This window comes from Aestuariivirga sp., assembly GCF_044239095.1.
In the GTDB taxonomy this organism is placed as follows: Bacteria; Pseudomonadota; Alphaproteobacteria; order Rhizobiales; family Aestuariivirgaceae; genus Aestuariivirga.
In genome coordinates, this window is sequence record NZ_JBIICB010000001.1 from 13,970 (window position 1) to 34,482 (window position 20,513).

15 protein-coding genes are annotated in these 20,513 nt (G+C 65.5%); 12 read left to right on the forward strand and 3 right to left on the reverse strand.

The features are described from left to right. The first annotated feature begins 29 nt into the window (after nucleotides 1-29). The 8 genes from ACILRA_RS00090 (at nucleotide 30) to ACILRA_RS00125 (ending at nucleotide 7,480) form a co-directional block, all read left to right on the forward strand. Nucleotides 30-539 (forward strand): SspB family protein, encoded by a 510-nt coding sequence (locus ACILRA_RS00090; protein ID WP_395660044.1) that lies wholly within the window; start codon nucleotides 30-32, stop codon nucleotides 537-539. Between the two features lie 5 nt (nucleotides 540-544). Continuing rightward, nucleotides 545-1,504, forward strand: coding sequence for a penicillin-insensitive murein endopeptidase (gene mepA, locus ACILRA_RS00095; RefSeq protein WP_395660045.1), 960 nt, complete (start codon nucleotides 545-547; stop codon nucleotides 1,502-1,504). Nucleotides 1,505-1,550: 46 nt separating this feature from the next. Beyond that, nucleotides 1,551-3,437 (forward strand): potassium transporter Kup, encoded by a 1,887-nt coding sequence (locus ACILRA_RS00100; protein WP_395660046.1) that lies wholly within the window; start codon nucleotides 1,551-1,553, stop codon nucleotides 3,435-3,437. Between the two features lie 21 nt (nucleotides 3,438-3,458). After that, a complete protein-coding gene (locus ACILRA_RS00105) occupies nucleotides 3,459-4,391 on the forward strand; it encodes a CehA/McbA family metallohydrolase (protein WP_395660047.1) in 933 nt (310 codons plus the stop codon). Nucleotides 4,392-4,396: 5 nt separating this feature from the next. After that, nucleotides 4,397-5,590 carry an MFS transporter gene (locus ACILRA_RS00110; RefSeq protein ID WP_395660048.1) on the forward strand — a complete coding sequence of 398 codons (1,194 nt, stop codon included), beginning with the start codon at nucleotides 4,397-4,399 and terminating at the stop codon, nucleotides 5,588-5,590. A gap of 75 nt (nucleotides 5,591-5,665) precedes the next feature. After that, complete coding sequence (gene fumC / locus ACILRA_RS00115) at nucleotides 5,666-7,054, forward strand: class II fumarate hydratase (RefSeq protein ID WP_395660049.1); 1,389 nt, start codon at nucleotides 5,666-5,668, stop codon at nucleotides 7,052-7,054. Then, nucleotides 7,054-7,230: a DUF4169 family protein gene (locus tag ACILRA_RS00120; RefSeq protein WP_395660050.1), complete on the forward strand. Its 177-nt coding sequence runs from the start codon at nucleotides 7,054-7,056 to the stop codon at nucleotides 7,228-7,230. Before fumC ends, ACILRA_RS00120 begins: the two co-directional genes overlap by 1 nt. Nucleotides 7,231-7,258: 28 nt before the next feature. Continuing rightward, nucleotides 7,259-7,480, forward strand: a complete 222-nt coding sequence (locus tag ACILRA_RS00125) for a ribbon-helix-helix domain-containing protein (RefSeq protein WP_395660051.1) — start codon at nucleotides 7,259-7,261, stop codon at nucleotides 7,478-7,480. 134 nt (nucleotides 7,481-7,614) lie between these two features. Here the strand turns inward: ACILRA_RS00125 and ACILRA_RS00130 are convergent, their stop codons facing one another. After that, nucleotides 7,615-11,391 carry an AsmA family protein gene (locus ACILRA_RS00130; RefSeq protein ID WP_395660052.1) on the reverse strand — a complete coding sequence of 1,259 codons (3,777 nt, stop codon included), beginning with the start codon at nucleotides 11,389-11,391 and terminating at the stop codon, nucleotides 7,615-7,617. Between the two features lie 32 nt (nucleotides 11,392-11,423). Beyond that, a complete protein-coding gene (locus ACILRA_RS00135; RefSeq protein ID WP_395660053.1) occupies nucleotides 11,424-12,815 on the reverse strand; it encodes an FAD-binding oxidoreductase in 1,392 nt (463 codons plus the stop codon). Nucleotides 12,816-12,850: 35 nt separating this feature from the next. On the opposite strand from ACILRA_RS00135, the gene ACILRA_RS00140 reads away from it, so the two are divergent. From ACILRA_RS00140 to ACILRA_RS00150, 3 genes are all read left to right on the forward strand, one after another. Then, nucleotides 12,851-13,336, forward strand: coding sequence for a thioesterase family protein (locus ACILRA_RS00140; protein ID WP_395660054.1), 486 nt, complete (start codon nucleotides 12,851-12,853; stop codon nucleotides 13,334-13,336). 332 nt (nucleotides 13,337-13,668) lie between these two features. Continuing rightward, nucleotides 13,669-13,866, forward strand: coding sequence for a hypothetical protein (locus ACILRA_RS00145; RefSeq protein WP_395660055.1), 198 nt, complete (start codon nucleotides 13,669-13,671; stop codon nucleotides 13,864-13,866). Between the two features lie 63 nt (nucleotides 13,867-13,929). Further along, nucleotides 13,930-16,284: an ATP-dependent helicase gene (locus ACILRA_RS00150; RefSeq protein WP_395660056.1), complete on the forward strand. Its 2,355-nt coding sequence runs from the start codon at nucleotides 13,930-13,932 to the stop codon at nucleotides 16,282-16,284. 774 nt (nucleotides 16,285-17,058) lie between these two features. Here the strand turns inward: ACILRA_RS00150 and ACILRA_RS00155 are convergent. Then, nucleotides 17,059-18,447, reverse strand: a complete 1,389-nt coding sequence (locus ACILRA_RS00155; protein ID WP_395660077.1) for a DHA2 family efflux MFS transporter permease subunit — start codon at nucleotides 18,445-18,447, stop codon at nucleotides 17,059-17,061. Between the two features lie 134 nt (nucleotides 18,448-18,581). Here ACILRA_RS00155 and ACILRA_RS00160 point away from each other — a divergent pair, with 134 nt between their 5' ends. Continuing rightward, complete coding sequence (locus ACILRA_RS00160; RefSeq protein ID WP_395660057.1) at nucleotides 18,582-20,501, forward strand: ABC transporter ATP-binding protein; 1,920 nt, start codon at nucleotides 18,582-18,584, stop codon at nucleotides 20,499-20,501. Nucleotides 20,502-20,513: the final 12 nt, after the last annotated feature.

Here is a 20,513-nt window from a genome sequence, read left to right on the forward strand (position 1 = left end):
TCCTCAACTGAGAAACACCCGGATTCGGCATGCCAGAAGACTTGATGCGCTATGATCTGCTCGCCCAGAACGCCCTGAAGGGTGTGGTGCGGGAGGCGCTCCGCATAGCCGAAAGCACTGGGCTGCCCGGCGAACATCACTTCTATATCGCCTTCAACACCCGCCATCCGGGGGTGCTGCTGTCGGAGAAGATCGCCCAGCGCTATCCGCGCGAGATGACGATCGTGCTGCAGCACCAGTACTGGAACCTGAGCGTCCAGGAAGACCGCTTCGAGGTCGAACTCTCCTTCGACAACGTGCCGGAGCACCTCTCCATTCCCTTCGACGCGGTGAAGGGCTTCCTCGATCCGGCCGTGCAGTTCGGGCTGCAGTTCGAGACAGCCAATGCCGAGCGCCGCCCGCGCGAGGTGGAGGCGCCAAAGCCAGCGCCCGCCCAGGCCGAGCCAGAGGCCGCCGTTCCCGCAAAGGCGCCAGAGGAGCAGCCCGCACCGGAAGAGGCCGCCAAGGTCGTCTCGCTCGACCAGTTCCGCAAGAAGTGACCACGATGCCGGACAGCCGCTGGCTCTTCGCTCTCCTGCTCCTGGTGCTCGCCGTGGCGAGCGGGGCGGCATTCGCCCAGTCGACGGCGGATGCGGAGGCGCTCGCCGCCAAGGCTTCCGGATTGAACGACAAGGAGCTCAGGAAGCTTCCTGCCAAGAAGGTGTTCGGCGGCCAGAAGGGGCCGACCACCAGCCTGAAGGCGCGCGCCATCGGATCCTACGCCATGGGCTGCATGGCGGGCGGCAAGGCGCTGGAGGTGGACGGCCCGGCCTGGCAGGTCATGCGCCTGTCACGCAACCGCAACTGGGGCCACCCGGAGCTCATCTCCCTGGTCGAGCGGCTCGCCGCCGAGGCCAAGAACAAGGACGGCTGGAACGGGCTTCTGGTGGGCGATCTCGCCCAGCCGCGCGGCGGACCCATGCTTTCCGGTCATGCCAGCCACCAGATCGGCCTCGACGTGGACATCTGGCTGACGCCGATGCCCGAGCGCACCCTGACCCGCAAGGAGCGCGAGGAGATCAAGGGCAAGCTGGTGGTGAAGGACCGCAAGCGGATCGACCCCGATGTGTGGACGGAGGCGCATGCGCGGCTGTTGAAGCGCGCCGCGTCCTACCCGGAAGTGGCCCGCATCTTCGTGCATCCGCCGATCAAGGCGGAAATGTGCAAGTGGGCCAAGGGCAAGGGCGAATGGCTTGCCAAGATCCGCCCCTACTTCGGGCATAACTGGCACTTCCACATCCGCATCAAATGCCCGGCGGATTCGCCCAACTGCAAGAACCAGCCGGAGGCCCGCCCCAAGGACGGCACCGGCTGCGGCGACGAGCTTGCCCACTGGCTGGGCGAGAAGCCGTGGCCAAAGCCGCCGAAGCAAGAGGCTGCACCGAAGAAACCGGCGAAACCCGCCCCGCCCTTGACTCTCTCGGCGCTTCCTGCTGAATGCCGCGCCATTGTGACGGCTGAGTAGCCGGCGCTGAACAGACAGGGGGAGCGGCGCCATTGGCGCCTTGCCCATGCAACACGAAAACGCCCAGCAGCACGGCCCCAGCAAGACCACGTTGAAGCTGGCATTCGCCTCGATCGGCGTCGTCTTCGGCGACATCGGCACGAGCCCGCTTTATGCGATGCGCGAAGCCCTTGATCCCGTCGTCGCCGCGGGCGGCGACCTGCGCGCCGCCGTGCTTGGCGTCGCGTCGCTGCTGATCTGGGCGCTCATCCTCATCGTGACGCTGAAATACGTGGTCTTCCTGATGCGTGCCGACAACAAGGGCGAAGGCGGCATCCTGTCGCTCGTCGTGCTGGTTGAAACGCTGCTGCGCAAGAAGGGTGGAATCGTGCTGGCGCTCGGCATGATCGGCGCGGCCTTCTTCTTCGGCGATGCGATGATCACGCCCGCCATGTCCGTCCTGTCGGCGGTCGAGGGCCTGAAGGTGGTGAACGAGGGCTTTGCCCCCTACATCGTGCCGCTGACGCTTGGCATTCTGGTGACGCTCTTCCTGTTCCAGTACAAGGGCACGGCGGGCGTGGCGCAGCTTTTCGCGCCCATCACCTTCGTCTGGTTCCTCACGCTGGGCGTGATGGGTGGCGTGCACATCTTCGACGATCTCGAGATCCTCTACGCCTTCAACCCGGCCTATGGGCTTTCCATGCTGATCGATCGCCCGGGGCTGGCGCTCCTCGTGTTCGGCGGCGTGTTCCTGGCGGTGACCGGCGGCGAGGCGCTCTACGCCGACATGGGCCACTTCGGCCCGAAGCCCATGCGGATCGCGTGGCTTTCGGTGGTGTTCCCCGGCCTGATCCTCAACTACCTGGGCCAGGGCGCCTTCATCATCTCGCATCCTCACGCGGTCGAAAATCCGTTCTTCCTGATGGTGAGCGGCTGGCTGGTCGTTCCGCTCGTCATCCTCGCCATGGTGGTCACGGTGATCGCCTCTCAGGCCGTCATCACCGGCGCCTTCTCGATCGCCCAGCAGGCGATGTCGCTCGGCCTGTTTCCGCGCATGAACATCACCCACACCAGCGAGACCGAGCACGGACAGATCTATGTGGCGCAGATCAACTGGATGCTGCTTGTGGGCGTGGTGATCCTGGTTCTGGTGTTCAAGTCGTCGAACAACCTCGCCTCCGCCTATGGCATCGCCGTCAACACCTCGATGGTGGTGGATTCGATTCTCGCCGTCATCTTCTTCTGGAAGTCGCGCACCCTGCCGCGCTGGTTCGTGATCCCGTCAATCATGCTGATCCTGGCGATCGAACTCGTGTTCCTGGCGGCCAACGGCCTCAAACTGGCCAATGGCGGCTATATGCCCGTCCTGCTCGGCGCGACCATCATCATGTTGATGTTCACCTGGATGCGCGGCCGCCAGGCGCTGGCGGCCAAGCTCAGGAAGGAATCGGTTGAGCTCCTGCCGCTGCTGGAGAGCCTCGAGCGCCGCCAGCCCACGCGCGTCGCGGGTGCGGCCGTCTTCCTGCAGACCGACCCCGTCTATGCGCCCAGCGCGCTGATGCACAATCTGAAGCACAACCGCGTGCTGCACGACAGGCTGGTCTTCGTGACCGCCGAAACGACGAGCGAACCGAGGATCGACAACGAGAACCGGGTGCGCGTCAAGCAGCTGCCGCTCGGCGCCTGGCTGGTGGAGGCGCGCTTTGGCTACATGGAGCAGCCAGACGTGCCGAAGGCTTTGCGCGCCTGTGCGCCCTTCGGCCTCGAAATTGACCCGCGCCAGGCGTCATATTTCCTTGGTAGACGGGTGATACGCATGTCAGCACGGTCGTCGCTGCCGTTCTGGCAGCAGCGGCTGTTCATCATGATGGCCAACCATTCGGCACGCGCCATCGAGTTCTTCCGCATCCCGCCCGACCGCGTGGTCGAGCTGGGCATGCAGATGAGCGTCTGAACACCAGCACAGGAAAACGGCATGGCCCTCATCGCTCCCTTCTCCGCCCCGGGACGCTTCTGGCGCGGCAACCTTCACACGCACTCGAACCTCTCCGACGGCGCGCTGGAGCCCCGGGCCGTCATCGACGCCTACAAACACGCGGGCTACGACTTCATGCAGCTCTCGGAACATTTCATCGGCAATTTCGATTTTCCCATCGCCGACACGCGGAGCTTCCGCTCCAACAGCTTCACCACGCTGATCGGCGCCGAACTCCACGCGCCCGAGACCGCCGTGGGCGAGCTCTGGCACATCGTGGCGGCCGGCCTGCCGCTGGACTTTCCGCGAAATCTCGACGGCGAGACGGGAGCCCAGGTGGCGCGCCGCGCGCATGAGGCTGGCGCCTTCATCGGCATTGCGCACCCTGCCTGGTCGCAGCTCACCATGGAAGACGGACGCGCCATCGACTGCGCCCATGCGGTGGAGATCTACAACCACGGCTGCGCCATCGAGAATGACCGCGGCGACGGCTGGTACTTGCTCGACCAGATGCTGACCGAGGGCCACCGCCTTTCAGCCTTCGCCACCGATGACGCGCATTTCAAGACGCCCGACCATTTTGGCGGCTGGGTGCATGTGAAGGCGGAAAGCCTCAATCCCGATGCGCTGCTCGAAAGCCTTAAGCAGGGTCTCTATTATTCGAGCATGGGGCCGCAGATTCATGCGATCGAGATGAACGGCAAGGAGATCTCGATTGCCTGCTCGCCGGTGGACACCATCACCGTGCTGTGCGGCACCTCGCGCACCATGGTGCGCAACGGCCGCGCCATCACCGAGGCGAGCTTCGACCTCGCCAAGCTCGAGAAAGGCTGGCTTCTGAAGAAGCAGAGCGCCTGGTTCCGCGTGGTGGTGATCGACAATGGCGGAAAGCGCGCCTGGAGCAATCCGATCTGGTGGGACGAAATCGGCTGAAACCCATGCCGCTCTGGATCGTCATCTGCGGGCTGGGCGTGACCCAGATCATCGGCTGGGGCACCACCTATTATGCGCTGGGCGCCCTCTCGCAGGATATCGCCGCCAGCACCGGATGGTCCACGGCGCTGATCTTCGGGGCCTTCTCCGGCGCACTGCTGGTGAGCGGCATGATCTCGCCCTGGGCCGGGCGGCTGGTCGACCGCAAGGGCGGGCGGCGCGTGATGGTGGCGGGCTCGCTGCTGTCTGCCGCGGGCCTGGCCATCATCGGCGCCTTTCCCCATCCCGTGACCTATGTTGCAGGCTGGCTGGTGCTGGGGCTTGCCATGCGGCTTGCCACCTATGACGCGGCTTTCGCCAGCCTCACACAGATCACAGGCACGGGCGCACGGCGCGCCATCTCCTATCTCACATTGTTCGGGGGGCTCGCCTCCACCGTGTTCTGGCCGGCGAGCCACTACCTGTCGCAGGGCATCGGCTGGCCGAACACGCTGCTGGCCTATGCGGCGCTGCACCTGGTGCTGTGCCTTCCCATCCACGCCGTGGTGCTCGGCGCGGCGCGGGGCGAAGGCGAAAGCATGGAGGCGCCAACCACCACGGCGGTGGCCACCCTGGCCGATGGTGCGCGGCGCAAGGCGATGGCGCTCTTCGCCGCGGCCGTGGCCCTCAATGGCCTCGTCTTTTCCGCAATCTCCGCGCATGCCGTGCCGCTCTTTGCCGCCCTGGGCTTCCGGGGGGAGGAGGCCGTGTTCATGGCCGCGCTGATAGGCCCCGCACAGGTGGCAAGCCGCGTGGGCGAGATCCTGATGGGCGGAAGGCTCCGCGCCCTCGATCTCGGCCTCATCGCATTCGGGCTGCTGCCCGTGGCGATCGCCATCTTCGCCGGGCTTGGCTTCTCATGGCCAGCGGCCATCGCCTTCGCGCTTCTCTATGGCGCATCGAACGGGCTCGTCACCATCGCCAAGGGTGCGGTGCCGCTTGCACTCTTTGGCCCCCGGGGCTTTGGCGAGGTGCTGGGCGTGATCTCGGCGCCAAATCTCGTGCTCAACGCGGCAGCCCCCCTGCTCTTCGCGCTGCTGCTGACGGCCGCTTCGGCCCAGACGGCAATCATGGTTGCAGGCGCCTCAGCGCTCGCCTCCTGCCTGTTCATGCTGTGGCTCACGCGGCTTCACCGGCATGCGGGGCAAACTTCCGTCTGACTGGCGGGAGGGATTGCAAAATGATAATCAGCCCGCCGAAACCAATCCGCAAGCCATAAGCTTTCGAGGACGGACATGAGCAAGACACGCACCGAGACAGACACCTTCGGCCCCATCGAGGTCGATGCCACGAAATACTGGGGTGCGCAGGCGCAGCGCTCGATCGGCAATTTCAGGATCGGCTGGGAAAAGCAGCCCAAGCCCGTGGTGCGCGCACTCGGCATCGTCAAGCGCGCGGCGGCGGAAAGCAACATGGCGCTGGGCCGCCTAGACAAGACGGTCGGTGAAACCGTAGTCAAGGCCGCGCAGGAAGTGATCGACGGCAAGCTCGATGAGCACTTCCCGCTCGTCGTCTGGCAGACGGGTTCGGGCACGCAGTCCAACATGAATGCCAATGAGGTGATCTCGAACCGCGCCATCGAGATGATGGGCGGCGTCATGGGCTCCAAGAAGCCCGTGCACCCCAATGACCACGTGAACATGAGTCAGTCGTCGAACGACACCTACCCGACGGCCATGCACATCGCCTGCGCCGAGCAGATCCAGCACGAGCTGCTGCCTGCGCTGCGCCACCTGCACAAGGCGCTGGATGGCAAGGCCAAGGCGTGGGCCCACATCATCAAGATCGGCCGCACCCATACGCAGGATGCAACGCCCTTGACGCTCGGCCAGGAATTCTCGGGCTATGCAGCACAGGTGGAAAACGGCATCAGGCGCATCGAGATGACGATGCCGATGCTGATGGAGCTGGCCCAGGGCGGCACGGCCGTCGGCACCGGCCTCAACGCGCCCGTGGGCTTTGCGGAGATGGTGGCGGAGCGCATCGCCGCCATCACCGGCATGGCCTTCACATCGGCTCCCAACAAGTTCGAGGCGCTGGCCGCACATGACGCGATGGTGATGAGCCATGGCGCCATCAACACGGTTGCCGCCTCGCTGTTCAAGATCGCCAACGACATCCGCTTCCTTGGTTCGGGCCCGCGTTCGGGGCTGGGCGAACTCTCGCTGCCGGAGAACGAGCCGGGCTCCTCCATCATGCCGGGCAAGGTGAACCCCACGCAGTGCGAAGCGCTGACCATGGTGTGCGTGCAGGTGTTCGGCAACCACGCGGCCCTCACCTTCGCGGGCAGCCAGGGCCACTTCGAACTCAACGTCTTCAACCCGGTGATGGCCTACAACTTCCTGCAGTCGGTGCGCCTCCTCGCCGATGCGGCGGTGAGCTTCACCGACAACTGCGTAACCGGCATCGAGGCGCGTGAGGACAACATCCGCCAGGCGCTGGACCGCTCGCTGATGCTGGTGACGGCGCTCGCCCCCAAATATGGCTATGACCGCGCGGCCAAGATCGCCAAGACCGCGCACAAGAATGGCACGACCCTGCGCGAGGAAGCGGTGAAGGACGGGATCGACGCCGCCGACTTCGACCTGATCGTCAGGCCGGAAGACATGATCGGGCCGAAGTGATGGGCGATATCGTCAGCCTCAAGCTGCACCGGAAGCGCAAGGCCCGCGCCGAACAGGAGGCCGAGGCCGGGCAGAACCGCATCGCGTTCGGCCGCAGCCGGGAGGAACGGCAGCTGACAGAAGCGCTGAACGGCAAGGCCCGCAAGGATCACGACGCCATGAAGCGTGAGGAGTGACGAGGAAGCGAGACCTCGCCAGTCACCCATGCCAAAGGACCTCAAGCGCTCGCTCTCCATCTCGGGCCACCGCACGTCGCTGTCGCTCGAGCCGGAATTCTGGGAGGCACTGCGCAAGGCCGCCGAGGCGCGCGGCCTGTCTCCGGCCGGATTGGTCTCCGAGATCGACCAGACGCGCGGCAGCCGCAACCTGTCGAGCGCGGTGCGCGTGTGGCTTCTCGCGGACATGGAGCGCCGGTCAGCCAATTGAGGTCACTGGAGGATTGACGTTCCAATCATGCCATGACCCCAGCGCAAGTTGAGGTTCCGCTGTCTGTCAGCATGTGCTGCACCAATAGCGGGATGCCAGCTTTCGCTGGCATGACGCTACGCGCGAGAGAGCTGCTACTGCGAGGGTGATGAGTTTGGCGGTTCTGAGATGATGATCGGCGCCTCGGGCGGTTTGGCCAGGATGACCGGGGCAATGGGGTCTTTCCGCGGCTCCGGCCTTGGCTTGGCGGGCGCTTGCGCTGCAGGCCTGGCCGGGCTTTCAGGGGCCGCCTCCGAAAGCCTGGCCATGCGCCGCCAGACGCGCAGCTCGCGCTGGCGCTGGCGGGTCTCGGCCTTGTTGATGTCGGCATTGGCGGCGCGCTCAGCCTCGATCTGGCGGCGCAACCGGTCGGCGGCGGCGACCTGCATTTCCCCATGCACCCTGAGTTCACGCCGCCTGACGAGCAGCTCGTCGCGCTGGGCGTAGTGGGCCTGAAGCCGCGCCTCGTCCTCCAGCCGTTGCTTCTCCTCGATCGCGGCGAGGCGCAGCTGCTCCTGCTGCAGCCGTTCCAGCTCATCGATGCCCTGCTGCATGATGGTGACGCCGAGCGCGGTGGAGAGCTCGGACTTGTTCTCGCCCCGCGCCAGCATGTCTACGGGGCCGGCATAGGACACGCTCATCGGCGGCAGGCCCTCGCGCTGCTTGAGGCGCAGGCCGATGTCGATGTCGATCTCGCCCAGCGCCAGCTCAGCCAGGGTTTTCACCTCGATGTCGGCCAAAGCATCCTGGCGGAGGATGGGATCAAAGCGCACCTGGCCCTCAGCCACATTGATGCCGCCTGAGACGGCGCCGAAGGTGACACCCTCCCCGCCGCGCAGCCGGTCGAAGGCCTGGGTGATGCCATCGGCGTCCTTGGCCTGTTCCAGTGCTGCCGAAAAGTCCTGGGGCGTGATGGTGAGCAGGCGGAAATCGTCGAACCGGTAGCTGCCCTCGCCCTTCACCGACGCCAGGGCCCCGGCGGGGCTCCGGCCCTCGCTTTCGAAACGCAGGTCGATGACGCCATTGCCCTGTGCCACTGGCGCGCCGCCGATCATCGCCAGCTGCCGGCCCAGATCCACCGGAAGGCTGATGAGGCCGGAAACCCGGCGGCTCTCCTCCGGCCCGGCGGAGGTTATCTCCAGCTTCGCGCTGCGGCTCTCCTTGTCCTTCGCATACATCGACAGATCGATCTTGCCGGGTGCGGCCACGATGCCGATCTCAGCATTTACAGCCATGAGATGCGGATGAACCTCGAGCGCGGACGGCGTGATCCAGACCTCGCCGGTCATGCCGAGAGGCAGGGACGCGGCAAAACCCGTCTCGAAATCCGGCTGCGGCCCTTCCCATTTCAGGAAGGTGGCGGCGATGACATCGGCCAAGCGGAGCGGACCGGTCTCGATCCGCGCCTCAGCCACGAGCGACGGCGTGAGGCTGGCGGTGCCGCCAAAGGACGCGCTGCCGTAGCGGCCTGCGGCATCAGACAGCGTCCACTTGCCGCCGCTCCAGAGCAGCCGCGCCTCGCCCGAAAGGCCACCCGGCGCCAGCGTGGCGGGAAGGCCAGTCACCTTGGCAAGAACCGCTGCCTCGGTGGCCTTCAGCGAGAGCTGCCCGTCAAGCCCGAAACCCTCCGCCCACGGATGAGCCTTGCCACGATAGTCGAAGCGGGCGCCATGCGCCTGGAGGGTGGTAGTCGTCATGAAGCCCTCCACCATGGTTCCCTCAGCCTCGATCCTGAGGGCTCCTGGCTCACTGTCTTTCAGGGCGGATGGCAGCCCGATGAGCGAGAGAATGCGCGCTGAACTCGGCGCCGTCACGGCAAGGTTGCCGGACAAGGCTCCATCGGGCGAGGCGGTGCCCTGGCCCGCGATGTTCAATTCCCCGGCATTGCCCGAGGCCCTGAAGTGGAACTCGCTGCCATTCTCCTGAGGCTTCACCGCCAGCGAAGCGCGCACCTCCGTTGCCCCCAGGCCGGACGCCCAGGGCGGAAGCACGCCGCCACTGTTGCCGGCAAGACCCAGAAGCCTGATCAGCCCGGCCGGGTCATCCGCCTCGATCTCCATACCGACGGTGCCGTCGGCGCCCTTGCCGGCATCGAGGATCAGGCCCGTGGCCACCACCCGCGCGCCACCCACCTCGCCAATCTCGAGGCCGCGCAGGTCAAGTCCATTGGCCCCGGATTCGAGGTCGACCGCCACATCGCGCGCGGTGACGGCGTTGAGCAGCAACTCGCCCGCGTTAAGGCGCAGCTTGAGGTCAGGTGCGTCCGGCCGCGGCATGGCCAGCGCCAGCAGGCTCGCGGCCGCGCCCTCACGCGCCACCGCCAAGGCAGGAATGCCCTGCGGCGCATAGGAATCGAGGTCGAAGCGGTTACCATCGAGCATCAGGTCGATTGCGCCGCGCCCGGCGGTCGTCAACGAAAGGGAGCCATTGCCGCGCTCGCCGTCCAGTTCGAAGCCGGCATTGCTCAGCCTCATCTGTGACTGGGTGAGGGTAAGGTCAGTTTCCAGCTTGAGGCGGCCGCGGCTGCCACTCCACAGGCCGCCGATGCGCTCTGGCCCCTCCGGCCAGAGCCAGAAGGTGAAGTCACGCAGGTCGTTGGTCTCAAGCGCCAGCTTGCCGTTCAGCTCCGGCCCGCTCCGGCCGGGCGCGAAGATGCCGGTGAACAGCGTCCTGGAACGGCCGGGCAGCCCCGCCGCGAAACGGGCGATGCGGAGCTGGCCCTGTTCCGCCGCGAGTTCGGCCTCCACATTATCGAGGTTCTGGCCGCCGGTGCGCAGCGCCGTCACGTCCAGCTTGCCAGACAGGCTCATGTCGGCGGGCAGCAGGGCCAACAGGCTCGAGACCACCCCGAGGCTTCCGCCCTGGCGCAGCACGCCGCGCGACTGGGCGCCGGCGATGGCGTCAAGGTCGAGCATGGAGGCCTTGAGATCGACCGACGCGTCGATGTGCTGGCCCAGGCGCAGCGAGGCCGTGCCCGTGGTGATGGGGCCGTTTTGCCCCGGCTCCAGCCGTGAGACCTCGACGTCGGTGAAATCGATCCGCTCAAAGTCGCCCGTGGCCTTGGCCGTGAACAAGAGCGGCCGGATGCGGCCCTCCTGGTCGGACTTGCCCTCACCAACCGAAGCGGGCTCGATGCGGATCTCGCCTTCCGCCTTTCCGCCGCTCGCCGCGCCGTCAAAGCCGAAGGCATAGCCCGAGCCGTCGGCGGCGGCAGCCGTGACGCTGAACCGGAACGGCTCATTCTCGGCATAGCTTGCCGTATTGATCGCGATGTCGAGCGGGCGGTCGTTGTAGAGCGCCTGCATGCGCAGCCGCCAGGGTCCGGCCACGCCGGGGGACGCGATCTCCGCGTTGACGTCGTCGAGCCGCAGCGTCTCGCCGCGCCGCCGGTCGCTGAAGGAGATGTTGCCACCCGCCAGGCTGACCTGATCGAGCTTCACACGGGAGAGAATATCGCTGTTGACGAGGCCGGCCGAGGGCGTGAACACCCAGTTCCCCTCGCCCGTCGCCCGCCGCTCCAGCATCACGGCAGGTTGTTCGACCTCGATGCTCTCGACGTCGATCCCGCCCTGCACCAGGCCCGCCAGCGTCATGCGGATGGTGATGCGCTCAGCAGTGGCGAAATGGGGTTCCGCAAGGCCCGGCGGGTTGGCGATGGTCACCTTCTCCGCCGTCAGCCGCGGCCAGGGAAAGAGCCGCACCGAAATATCGCCCTCGACGGTGACGGCACGGCCCGTCAGCTTCCGGCCATAGGATTCAAGATCGGAGCGGTAGCCGTTCCAATCGACGACGACGGGCGCCAGCAGCAGGCCGACAACGGCCACGACCAGCAGCACCCCGAAATAGAGAACGGGTGATCTCCAAACCTTCATTGATCCCGGATTTTGCAGCTTCATTGCGTCAATCAAATGGCCACGTTCTTGCCGGGGTTCATGATGTTGTCTGGGTCGAGCGCGCGCTTGATGGCGCGCATGAAGGACAGGGCGGGCCCATGCTCCTTCTCCAGATAGTCGCGCTTGCCGGAACCGATGCCGTGCTCGCCGGTCGAGGTGCCGCCCATGGCGATGGCGCGGTCGATCATGCGGGCATAGACATCCTTCACCTTTGCATATTCCTGCGCATCATTGCGGTCGCAATAGAGAACGACGTGGAAGTTGCCGTCGCCCACATGGCCGACGATGGGGCCGTAAAGGCCATTCGCCGCGAGGTCGGCCTGGGTCTCCGTCACGCATTCAGCGAGCCTGGAGATCGGCACGCAGACGTCGGTTGCAAAAGAGTCCTTGCCCGGCATCAGCGACTTGGTGGCCCAGAACGCGTCATGGCGTGCCTGCCAGAGCTTCTGGCGGTCCTCTTCCTTCGTGGCCATGCTGTAAGGCCCGCCGCCAAGGTCTTCCGCGATTGCCGCGAAGGTTTCCGCCTGCTCGCGGGCCGAGGCCTCGGTGCCGTGGAATTCGAGGAACAGCGTCGGCGAGACCTTCAGGTCGAGCTTCGAATAGGCGTTGAAGGCCTTCACATGCTCGGCATCAACGAGTTCGATGCGGGCCACCGGCAGGCCCATCTGGATCGCAGTGATGGTGGCGGTGCAGCAGGCCTCCACGCTGGGGAACGGGCAGACGGCGGAGACGATCGATTCCGGAATGCCATAGAGCTTCAGCGCCACCTCGGTGATGACGCCGAGCGTTCCCTCGGAGCCGACGAGCAGCCGGGTGAGGTCGTAGCCCGCGGAGGATTTGCGCGCGCGGCTGCCGGTGCGGATGATCTCGCCATTGGCCATCACGGCGGTGACGTTAAGCACGTTTTCCCGCATCGTGCCGTAGCGCACGGCGTTGGTGCCGGAGGCCCGCGTCGCCGTCATGCCGCCCAGGCTGGCGTCCGCGCCGGGGTCGACGGGGAAGAACAGCCCCTGGTCGCGCAGATGCGTGTTGAGCTGCTTGCGGGTGACGCCCGCCTCGACCCGGCAATCAAGGTCCCCCGCATTGACCTCCAGCACGCGGTTCATCTGCGAGAGATCGATGGAAATGCCGCCGAAGGGCGCGGAGAAATGCCCCTCGAGCGAGGTTCCGGTGCCATAGGGGATGACGGGTGTGCGGTATTTCGCGCAAGTAGCGAGGATGCGCTGCACCTCCTCCGTGCTCCGGACAAAGGCCACGGCATCGGGCGCTGCGCCGGGGTTCCACGTCTGGTCCTTGCCGTGCTGCTCACGCACGGCGGGCGCGGTTGAGAGCCTGTCTCCCAGCCACTGGCGGATCTCGGCCATGGTCTGAGTTGTGCTGGTCTTGGCGGTCGGGTTATCCATGGTGCCGAAACTAGCAAGAAGCCGGAGAATTTGCGATGGGTTATCCTGCCCCTTTCGTGGGCCACGTCCAGCAGGTCGAAGACAAGTGGATCGACTACAACGGCCACTTCAACATGGCCTATTACAACGTCCTGTTCGACCGCGCGGGCGACGAGGCCTTCGCGGTCATGGGGCTTGGACCCGACTATGTGACCGAGCGGAACGCCTCCTTCTTCACCCTGGAATGCCACAACACCTATGTGCGTGAGCTGCATGCCGGGGATTCGGTCAGGATCGAGACCCAGATCCTCGACTGCGATTCGAAGCGGGTGCACTATGTGCAGCAGATGTTCCATGCAGCCGAGGGCTGGCTGTCCTGCGTGACCGAGATCATCGTCATGCATATCGACATGGCGCTGAAGAAATCCGCCCCCTTCCCTGCCGATGTCATGGAAAAGATTGCGGCCATGCGGGAGGCGCACAAGCATCTCCCCGTGCCGCCGCAGGTCGGCCACCGGATCGGCATCCCGAAAAAGGCCTGAAGCACGCCGGGTTTCCTCCCCCTCTCCCCCGCAGGGGGAGAGGGTGGGGTGAGGGGGTGATTCAGCGTGCGTCATGGTTGATAGCGGACTCGCGGACGCACCCCCTCACCCCGGCCCTCTCCCCCTGCGGGGGCGAGGGGGATTGCAAAATCAGCATCCAAATCTGCAGCTTCTGCGCCGCCAACCGCCATCCGTTTCGGAATTGCGCGATTCACATCAGATGAAATGCGTTGCGGGAGCGGACTGATCCAACTTCGTCATACTCGCGCAACATTCATCAAGCATTTACCATGCCAGTCTGGGAGATGAACTTGACGAAGGAGGCGAGAATCATGAACACTGGTCTGAACCTGTTCGCGGAAGCGCTTGTTTTCGTTCACGGAAAGAGCGCCGAATCAGAAGCGGCCAAGCATGCCCTGCTGTGTGAGCGGATGGGCGACATGGACACCGCCGAAACCTGGCGCCAGCTTCAGGGCGCGGTGCGCGGCCTGAAGGCGCCTGCCGGCTGCCCGCCACGTAAAGCCGCCTGACGCCGGTAGGTTTCGCTTTTCGTTCTCCCGGTTGCTATAGTGGTCCGCGAGGAATCGGACCTGATGAGCAACAAGAACTTCGACCTGAACGACTTTGGCGACGATGAGCCTGCCCCCGCGGTGAAGCCCGGAGGGCTGGCAGCGCGCGCCTTGGGCCAGCAGGGCGAGCCCCCCTATCTCAAGGGCCTGAACCCGGAACAGCGGGCCGCGGTGGAAACGACCGACGGCCCCCTGCTCGTGCTGGCAGGTGCCGGCACCGGCAAGACGCGGGTGCTGACCACCAGGCTGGCCCACATCCTCGCCACCGGCAGGGCCTGGCCGGGGCAGCTCCTCGCGGTGACCTTCACCAACAAGGCGGCGCGCGAGATGCGCGACCGCATCGGCGCGCTGATCGGCGGGGCGGTCGAGGGCATGACCTGGCTCGGCACCTTCCACTCGATCGGTGTCAAGATCCTGCGCAACCATGCGGAGCTTGCGGGCCTCAGGTCCGGCTTCTCCATCCTCGACACGGATGACCAGATCCGCCTGCTGAAGCAGCTGCTCGAAGCCCATGACATTGACGAGAAGCGCTGGCCCGCCCGCCAGCTCGCCTCCCTCATCGACGGCTGGAAGAACCGCGGGCTGACGCCGGATCGCATTCCGGCGGGCGAAGCCTCGAGCTTCGCCAATGGCCTCGGCGGGCAGCTCTACACGGAATACCAGCAGCGGCTGAAGGTGGTGAACGCCGCCGACTTCGGCGACCTGCTGCTGGAGGTGCTGCGCATCTTCCAGGAACACCCGGACGTGCTGAAAGAGTATCAGCGCCGCTTCAAATACATGCTGGTGGACGAATATCAGGACACCAACGTGGCGCAGTACCTCTGGCTGAGGCTGCTGGCCCAGGGCCACAAGAACATCTGCTGCGTGGGTGACGACGACCAGTCAATCTATGGCTGGCGGGGTGCCGAGGTGGACAACATCCTGCGCTTTGAGAAAGATTTCCCGGGCGCGCGTGTCATCCGCCTCGAGCGCAACTACCGCTCGACGCCGCAGATTCTGGGCGCGGCCTCTGGCCTGATCGAGAAGAACGAGAGCCGGCTGGGCAAGACGCTGCGCACTGACCGCGAGGATGGTGACACGGTGACGGTGCGCGCCCATTGGGACGGCGACGAGGAAGCCCGCGTCATCGGCGAGGACATCGAGAACCTGCAGCGCAAGGGCGAGAAGCTGAACGACATGGCGATCCTGGTGCGCGCCTCCTTCCAGATGCGCGCCTTCGAAGAGCGTTTCATCACGCTGGGTGTGCCCTATCGCGTCATCGGTGGCCCACGCTTCTATGAGCGCGCGGAAGTGCGCGATGCGCTGGCCTATCTCAAGATCGTGGCCGCGCCCGACAATGACCTGGCCTTCGAGCGCATTATCAACACGCCCAAGCGCGGCATCGGCGATACGTCAGTCAAGCGCATGCATGCCATTGCGCGGGCTCAAGGCGTGTCGCTCTACCGCGCGGCGGAGGCCATGTCCCTGACGGATGAGCTGCCCGCCAAGACGCGCACGGCGCTGCGCAAGCTGGTCGAAAGCTTCGGCCGCTGGCGGCAGATGGCGGACGGCCTGCCGCATACGGAGCTTGCCGAGATCGTGCTGGACGAGTCGGGCTATACCGAGATGTGGCAGAACGACAAGAGCCCGGAGGCGCAAGGCCGCCTCGACAACCTCAAGGAACTCGTGCGCTCCATGGGCGACTTCGAGAACCTTGCGGGCTTCCTCGAGCACATATCGCTGGTGATGGACGTCGAGCAGTCGGCGGAGGAAGACAAGGTCAACATCATGACCATGCATGGCGCCAAGGGGCTGGAATTCGGCACCGTGTTCCTGCCCGGCTGGGAGGAAGGCCTGTTCCCCTCGCAGCGCTCGCTGGATGAGAAGGGCCGCAGCGGCCTGGAGGAAGAGCGCCGCCTGGCCTATGTCGGCATCACACGGGCCAAGCGCCGCGCCACCATCTCTTTTGCGCAGAACCGCCGCGTGCATAATCTCTGGCAGAACGCGCTGCCCTCACGCTTCATCGATGAGCTGCCCGAGATGCATGTCGAGGTCGCCCCGATGGCCACAAGCTATGGCGGCTTCGGGCTTGGCACCTATGGCAAGAGCCGCTTCGACGACCAGACCAAGCCCTTCGGCAACACCTACGCCACCCCCGGCTGGCAGCGCGCGCAACAGCGCTGGGCAGACGGCAAGGCCACCCGCTCCACCCCCCATTTCATCGAGGGCGAAATGGTGGCGCGCGAAACAGATACCGTGAAATACGCGCGCGGCGAGCGCGTGTTCCATGAGAAGTTCGGCTATGGCGTGATCAGTTCTGTTGATGGCAACAAGCTCACCATCGACTTCGACAAGGCTGGCGAGAAGCGCGTGATCGACAGTTTCGTCTCACGGGGGTGAACTCTAAACTTCCGTCATCCCGGCGAAGGCCGGGATCCCGCTTTCTTGCACCGCGCGCACGGCATCAAAGCTGGATCCCGGCCTTCGCCGGGATGACGGGGTGAGGGTATTGTGGACCACCACGGGTGGCGGCCGCTTCAGTCACCTTTCATTCCGCTCAGCGCCTCCACTGCCTGGGGCGACAGCGCGAAGAACCGGAGGACGGACATGGCCGAGACGCCGGCCACCACTGCGCGCTATCGATGTCGGAATAGGCCATGGCATTGAGCACGGATACCGTGAACTACGTGCGCGGGCGAGCGCGTGATCGACAGCTTCGTCTCACGGGGGTGAACTCTCAACTTCCGTCATCCCGGCGAAGGCCGGGATCCCGCTTTCTTGCACCGCGCGCATGGCATCAAAGCTGGATCCCGGCCTTCGCCGGGATGACGGGGTGAGGGTATTGTGGACCACCATGGGTGGCGGCCGCTTCAGTCACCTTTCATTCCGCTCACCGCCTCCCCTGCCCGGGGCGACTGCGCGATGAACTGCAGGACAGACATTGCCAAGTTGGCCGCCACCACTGCGCGCCCTCGAGCACGTATGCCGTGAACTACGTGCGCGGGCGAGAAGCGCGTAATCGACAGCTTCGTCTCACGGGGGTGAACTCTAAACGTCCGTCATCCCGGCGAAGGCCGGGATCCAGCTTTCTTGCACCGCGCGCATGGCGTCAAAGCTGGATCCCGGCCTTCGCCGGGATGACGGAATTGTGGGCCACCACGGGTGGCGGCCGCTTCAGTCATTTTTCATTCCGCTCACCGCCTCCCCCGCCCGGGGCGAGAGCGTGATGAATTGGAGGACGGACATGGCCGAGACGGCCGCCACCACGCAGAAGGCGATGGTGAAGTCGGCGCCCGTCAGCGTCTCGTCTGCACGCCACCACTGCGCGCCCTCGAGCACGAAGGCGGCGAGCACGACGCCCATGGACAGGGAGAGCTGTTGCACCACGGTGTAGAGGCTCGTCGCATGGCTTGCCTGCGCGTTATCGATGTCGGAATAGGCCATGGCGTTGAGCGCGGTGAACTGCAGCGAGCGCAGGAAGCCGCCGATGAAGAGCACGGCAGCCGCGGCAAGCCAGGGCGTGGCCGATGACAGGAAGCCCATGGCAAGGATCGAGACGCAGGCGAGAAGCCCATTGACCATGAGCAGCCTCCGGAAGCCGAAGCGGCGGATGAGGCGCGCGGCGCCGAACTTCATCGAGATGGCGCCCGCCGCGGCGACGAAGGTGATGAGGCCGGACTGGAAGGCGCTCATGCCATAGGCGAGCTGGAACATCAGCGGCAGCAGGAAAGGCACGGCCCCTACCCCGATACGGAACATGCTGCCCGCGGCGACGCCGACGCGGAAGGTTTCGATGCGGAGCAGCCGCAGGTCGAGGATCGGATTTTCCGCCGCCATCGCGTGGCGCACATAGAGTGCGCACAGCACGAGCCCGATACAGATCAGAGCCGTAGGGCTCCAGCCCGGCAGGAGATCGCGCCCCATGACGGTGAAGCCGAAGACCAGGGCGGAAAGCCCGGCGCCAGAGAGGAAGAAGCCCCTGACGTCGAGCGGCGGCGCCTGCTCTGCCCGCGTATCCGGCATGTAGAGGCTGGCGAGCAGGATGGCGAGGATGCCGAAGGGCAGGTTCATCCAGAAGATCCAGCGCCAGCCGGCCGTGTCGGTGATGAAGCCACCGGCGGGCGGGCCAACGAGCGGCCCCAGCAGTGCCGGAATGGTGAGCCAGGCCAGCGCATCGACCAGTTCCGCCTTTGGCACCGAGCGGAGCAGGATGAGGCGGCCCACCGGCACCATCATCGCGCCGCCCACCCCCTGCAGCCCGCGCGCCGCCACCAGCTCACCCAGCGTTGTCGCTGACCCGCAGGCGAGCGAGCCCAGCGTGAAGATGGCAATCGCCACGCGAAACACATGGCGCGCCCCGAAGCGGTCCGCCAGCCAGCCGCTCACCGGAATGAAGACCGTGAGGCTCAGGAGATAGGTGGTGAAGGCGAGCTTCAGCACAACCGCATCCGTGCCGAGGTCACGCGCCATGGCGGGCAGCGCCGTGGCGATGATCGTCCCGTCCATGTTCTCCATGAACAGGGCGGAGGCGATGATGAGCGGAATCAGCCGGGAGGAGGTCATCAAGGTTTGGATACCATACCGAGACAGATGGCGCCCGGGGTTCCCCCCTCCCCCTTCGTGGGGGGCTGGCAGGGCACCGGTTTGGCCCCTTTCCCGCCCGAATTCACAGGTCTATAAGCGCCTCAAACTGCCCAATGCGGCACAGTTGGCGCGTGCGCTGCGCCCGGAGCAATTTCGTGATCGAACGTTTCTTCCGCTGGCTCGAGCAGCTGGTGAACCCTTTTCCGCCTGGACAGCCCGGCATGCCGCCTAAGGGGCTGCTGGCCTTCGCCTGGCATTACACCAGGCCGTTCTGGCCGCTGCTGGTCATCTCGATGATGTTCTCGGCCGTGATCGCGCTGCTTGAGGTGTGGCTCTTCGCCTTCCTGGGCGACCTCGTGGACCTTTTGACCTCTGCCGAACGGGCGACCTTCTGGGAGAACCACGGCACCAAGCTGATGGTCATGGGGGCAATCGTGCTGGTGGTGCTGCCGGTTCTCAACTTCTTTTCGGAGGCGGTCTCGCACCAGGGGCTGCGCGGCAACTACGCCATGCGCATCCGCTGGACGGCGCACCGCTACGTGCTGCGCCAGAGCATGGACTTCTTCCACAACGACTTTGCCGGCCGCGTGGCCACCAAGGTGATGCAGACCGCACTCGGCGTGCGCGATGCGGTGATGAAGCTCACCGAAGTCATCATCTATGTTTCCGTCTATTTCACCGGCGCCCTCATCCTGGTTGCAACGAGTGACCTGTGGCTGATGGCGCCGCTGCTGATCTGGTTCGCAGGCTATGTGGCAGCCTGCTGGTATTTCGTGCCGAAGCTGGGAAAGCTCTCCGCCGACCAGGCGGACATGCGCTCCCTCGTCACCGGCCGCGTCGTGGACAGCTACACCAACATCCCGACGGTGAAGCTCTTCGCCCATGCCGACCGCGAGGATGCCTATGCGAAGGAAGGCATGGGCCTGATGCTGGAGACGGTGAACCGCTCCATGCGCATGTCGACGCTGATGACGTCCACGCTGCAGCTGCTCTCCGGCGTGCTGATCTTCACCATGTCGGCCATGTCGATCTGGCTGTGGCACCAGGGCGCCATCACCACCGGCGCCATCGCCTTCGCCATCGGGCTGACGCTGCGCATCAAGGCCATGTCGCAATGGATCATCTGGGAGGTGGCGGGCCTGTTCGAGGATGTGGGCGTGATCCAGGACGGGATCGAGACCATCGCCCGCGACCGCACCATCAAGGATGCAGAAGGCGCGAAGCCGCTCGCCGTTTCCCAGGGCGCCATCGCCTTCGAGAACGTGACCTTCAACTACGGCAAGGCCATTGAGCCGAATGACAAGCCGGTGCTGGCCAAGCTGTCGCTGTCGATCGCACCGGGCGAGAAGGTCGGGCTGGTCGGGCGCTCAGGGGCTGGCAAGTCGACGCTCACCAACCTGCTGCTGCGCTTCTATGACATCGAGAAGGGCCGCATCCTGATCGATGGGCAGGACATCTCGCAGGTCACGCAGGATTCGCTGCGCGCCGCGATCGGCGTCGTGACGCAGGATACCTCCCTCCTCCACCGCTCGGTGATCGACAACATCCGCTACGGCAAGCCCGATGCCTCCATGGCCGAGATCGAGGCGGCAGCGCGCAAGGCCCATGCCGACGAGTTCATCGCCTCCCTCGTCGACCCCAAGGGGCGGCGCGGCTACGAGGCGCATGTGGGCGAGCGCGGTGTCAAGCTTTCGGGCGGGCAGCGCCAGAGGATCGCCATTGCCCGCGTGCTGCTCAAGAACGCGCCCATCCTGGTGCTCGACGAGGCAACAAGCGCGCTCGATTCGGAGGTCGAACAGGCGATCCAGGAAAACCTCTATGCGCTGATGGAAGGCAAGACGGTGATCGCTGTCGCGCACCGCCTCTCCACCATCGCCGCGATGGACCGCCTCGTGATCATGGACAGGGGCGTCATCGTCGAGGACGGAAGCCACCGCGAATTGTTGCAGCGCGGCGGCCTCTATGCCTCGCTGTGGCAGCGCCAGTCCGGCGGGTTCCTGGTGGACGAGGAAGATCTGGCCGCCGCCGAGTAAACATTTCTTTAC